A 4,545-nucleotide genomic window follows, 5' to 3' on the forward strand; every position below is an offset into this window, starting at 1 on the left:
ACATATGAACATATAGGCATGTAAACACATAAAAATATACCGCTTATCCTTTAAGGTAGGACACGGTATATTTTTGTTTTCCAGGGGTATGTCCCCGAATATTTAGAGATGCGCATGGCGTACAGGGGATTGTCAACCTCTACAACTAGAGTCGTATGTGACTTAATATAGGTATCAAGAGCTGGCCAATAGTCCATGTTTACATATAGAAAATCCCATTTTGGCGACGTTTGATAAATGTAGTCCATTTCATCATTGAGGATGATATAGTCTATGTTTCTATCTTTCAAATAGGTTTCCAGAGTCAAATCGTGATTTTCAAGATAGGCAAGATTTCGGATGTCATAATATTGACGGGGGTTAAAACCTTCCATGTTGATAATATTTCCAAGGATGTTTGCATCACTTGGCACGTGATTTAGGATTTCGGTTTGAACATGAGCATAAGCCACTTTATAGTCAAAGCCTTGTTGGTAATCCTTAAGGTCAGAATAAAATGAAAATAGGATTAAAGGAATAAGCAAGAGGTACAACCTGTGATTTAGTCTGATATTTGATAGCCAAGACATTAAAAGTAAAAGGATAAAAGGGAAGAAAAAGATCACAGAGGTTTGATTGTTCCGCCCGATTATGAATAGCCCTAATAAGAGGCTCAAAATCGCGAGAAAGGGCTCAACCTCAAGTGAAATATTTGAAAGGCCTTTCGCTTTGATGGCTTTTATTAGAAAATACAGGGTTGAAATTACCAATAAGGTGGCCATTAAAATCAGCATGAATCGTATATCAAAGAGCTCATAGGTGCCACCGATTTGGTGATAGAGTTTAATCCAGAACCAATAATAGTTTTGTAGACGTGACATGGGTAAGGCGTCCACACCTAAGCTTGCACCAAAGGCGAAATAGCGTGTTAAAAAATCAGATGCCATCTTAAAACCCAATAGCAGATATAATAAGACACCAAACAAACTTGATATAACAAATTGAATAACCGCTTTAAAGGGTCTTTGGCCTACTATCACTTGATAGACCATGATTGTAAAAAGAAGGCAACCCATTAAGAAGCTGTTGGGATGGATGCCCATGGATAGAAGTAATAAGACAGACAGGGCATAGGGGGATTTTAATTTTAGGCTTAAGCCATATCCGACCAAGACCAATAGCAGGATTAATGCTTCTTGCCTTGCAAAGTGGGCTGCATAGAGCCACTGGATGTTAAAGACCATCATGGTAAGGCCTAAGAGGGTAAAGGCCTTTGACTTGGTTTGATGAGCAATGAGCTTGGCAAAGACATAGAGGCCACATGTAGAGGCAATCAAAGAGACCACTCTAACACTAAAAATTGACTTTCCCAGAAGGCCCATCGTCCCAATCTGTAGAAGGTTAAAGGCCCATCTAAAGGGATGAGGCACTCTTGGGTAAAGATCGTAAAAGGGTTCAGTAAGGCCAAATGCCTTACTTTGCCAAACTTCCAGAGAGAGGCCCTTTAGCCATATTTCATCTGAATGGACCAGTGGAAAGGCCATCAGCGACATGAGATTTATGATGAAATAAATGAACAAGCCAAAAAGGATTAGCCTATTGAAGCCTTTATCGGCGGATATAAAATCGATAAGCGTTTTTTTGCTGGTCATTAAAGGTCTAGCTTTCACGAAATACCTCTTCTTTAAATATTTTATGGTCAAAATAAACAGACTATGGTGGTGTGTTATAGCATAAATGAAAATATAACATAAAAATGAAACAAAAAATATAACCTGAAAATTATAAGATCTGTTAAATAGATGCGATAACACCTATATCATACTTAAAATCATAAAAAAAGTATAGAAAAAGCCTAAAGTATGTTAAATTTCTATCATGATAATATGAAATGTTGTATAAGTAAATGTGATGACCAAAATTAAAATGATTATCATATAATGAGTATGAGAAATGTGATTCTTATCGCATGAATTGTTTACAATTTAACAATGTACTCCAGAGCAATCTCACAAATTCGTTTATGGAGGTTTATATGACGAAAAAGAAATGGACAGTCCTCCTGATTATGACGCTACTTCTAGTGGCACTCGGCACAACAGGATGTGTGACAAACACATCTTATCCTGGAACGCTGAATGTTGTGGAAGCGAGCAAGGTCGGCACTGTTTATATGGATAACCCAGATGTGGTTATCATCGATGCAAGAGGTGAAGAAGCCTATGCTAAAGGCCATTTGAAGGGTGCCATTAGCCTAGCACCATCTGAACTGGTTGACGAAAAGTCAATGCTGGTAGACCAGGCACAATTTGAAAAAGTTGTGGGTTCAAAGGGCATTTCACCAGAAAAAATGATCTATGTTTATGATGATAATGCCGGCGTAAATGCTGGAAGACTTCTTTGGTCTTTTAGAGCTTATGGCCACGATGCCATTATGATCGTAAATGGTGGTGCAAGTGCCTTGGTTAAGGAGGGCCTTGAAATCACGAAGGAAAAACCTGCTGTTACACCTCTTGTTTACACGGCAAAGCCATTAAATCAAGCTTTAATTGCGTCATTTGACGAGGTTAATCAACAAGTGGAACAACCAGACCCATCCGTAAAAATCGTGGATGTAAGATCAATTGCAGAATATGAAGCTGGTTATATCAGTGGTGCAATTTTATATCCACATACCAAAAATCTCTACAGCGACGGTACATTTATGTCAAGTAGAGACATTAAGCTCTTTTATCAGGATCTAGGATTAAAGAAAGAAGACACGATTATCCTTTATTGTAAATCATCCTTTAGAGCAACGCAGACTTTTGCATTGCTAGAGGAAGCTGGATTTACAAATGTTAAGGTATATGACGGTGCATGGCTTGAATGGTCATCAAAAACAGATGTCACAGTACCTGTTGAAGAAACTGCACCTGTTACACAGCAAGAAGGCTCGTGATCATTAGCTCATTTGGGGAGGATATTATGAATAAAAGAATACTCGCAATATTATTGTCATTGATGTTGATTTTATCAACTACGGCATGTGCAAAGGCTGAAGAGCCAGCTGCAACAATGGAAGTTACAACAGAAGCTGCAACAAGCGAAGCGACTACTGAAACAGCGCCTGCGGACACCGCTCAAACAAGTGATGTAGATGCAGCGGTTGTAGCATATTTTGAAAATATGCCAGACCATATTTATAAAATCAAACAAGATGAATTTGTTGCAAAAGTTGCTGCTGATGAAGCAATGACAATTTTAGATATTAGAAGTGCTGAAGATTATGGCAAAGGTCATATTAAAGGCGCTGTTAATTTACCTTGGGGACCTGCAATTGCTGAAGGCTTAAGCAGTATTCCAAGTGATAAACCAGTTTATGTTTATTGCTACACAGGCCAGACTGCAGGTCAAGCGGTTATGACACTTAACTATGCAGGCTTTGATGCTAGAAGTGTTAACTTAGGCTGGAATTTAGGGATTTCAAAAGTTGAAGGTGTGGATGCAGTTACAGTAACTGAAGCGTCAACATTAGAAGCTGGTGCAACTGAAATCGATGCAGATGTTCAAGCGGCATTAACAGCTTACTATGAAGGCTTAAGTGGTGTGGCGGATTCTAAATACAAGAACTACAAGGTATCAGAAGATGCCCTTAAAGAAATGGTAGATGCATCTGATGACAGTATTTATATTCTTTCTGTAAGAAATGCAAAAGACTTTGCAATTGGTCATATTGCAGGGGCTTCAAACATTCCTTTCGGAAAAGAAATGGCAGCGTCTTTCTCAACATTGCCTAAAGACAAGACCATCGTAGTATACTGCTACACAGGTCAAACTGCTGGTCAAACAACTGCAGCACTTCGTTTAATGGGCTATGATGCAGTTTCATTAAACGGCGGTATGGGTATGGCTTCAAACGCACCAATGGGTTGGGCTAATAAAGGTTACCCAGTGACGAGTGAAGCAATCAGCAAGGTTGAAACACTTTATGCTGAAATGCCTGACCATATCTTCAAAATCGCACAAGATGAGTTCGTAGGTAAAGTTGCTGCTGAAGAAGCTATGACAATCCTTGATATCAGAAGTGCTGATGATTATGCAAAGGGTCATGTAAAAGGTGCAATCAACTTACCTTGGGGTACTGCTATTAGTGAAAACTTATCCAATATTCCATCTGATAAACCGGTATTTGTATACTGCTACACTGGTCAAACAGCTGGTCAAGCAGTGGTTACTTTAAATGTTGCAGGCTTTGATGCAAGAAGTGTTAACTTAGGTTGGAACTTAGGTATTTCAAAGGTTGATGGTGTTGATGCTGTAACGACCACTGAAGAAACGCCAGTAGGTGGTGCAGTAACTGTGATTTCTGAACCAATCCAAACAGCAATCACTGCATACTACGAAGGTATGGTTGCTTTAAAAGAAACGCCATACAAGAACTACAAAGTGTCAGAAGATGATTTAAAAGCAATGGTAGACGCTGGAGATGAGAGTATTTATATCCTTTCAGTAAGAAAAGCGGATGATTTTAATAAAGGTCATATTCAAGGCGCAAGCAATATTCCATTTGGAAAAACGATGATC

General features: G+C 38.8%; 3 protein-coding genes. 2 read left to right on the forward strand and 1 reads right to left on the reverse strand.

The window, feature by feature from the left end:
• Positions 1–50: 50 nt before the first annotated feature.
• The gene (locus AC220I_RS18550; protein WP_486725352.1) at positions 51–1,649 is read right to left on the reverse strand and encodes a hypothetical protein; all 1,599 of its coding nucleotides are present in this window, start codon (positions 1,647–1,649) and stop codon (positions 51–53) included.
• Positions 1,650–2,014: 365 nt separating this feature from the next.
• On the opposite strand from AC220I_RS18550, the gene AC220I_RS18555 reads away from it, so the two are divergent.
• Together AC220I_RS18555 and AC220I_RS18560 are read left to right on the forward strand one after the other, a co-directional pair.
• Positions 2,015–2,920, forward strand: coding sequence for a sulfurtransferase (locus AC220I_RS18555; protein WP_486725353.1), 906 nt, complete (start codon positions 2,015–2,017; stop codon positions 2,918–2,920).
• A 26-nt stretch (positions 2,921–2,946) separates the two neighbouring features.
• The coding region (locus AC220I_RS18560) for a rhodanese-like domain-containing protein (RefSeq protein WP_486725354.1) at positions 2,947–4,545 on the forward strand (1,599 nt) is incomplete at its 3' end.

It is taken from the genome of Fusibacter sp. (assembly GCF_057447755.1).

Coding starts and splice junctions, on each gene's coding strand:
- AC220I_RS18555 (WP_486725353.1), top strand. CDS start 2,015: ATGACGAAAAAGAAATGGACAGTCCTCCTGATTATGACGCTACTTCTA.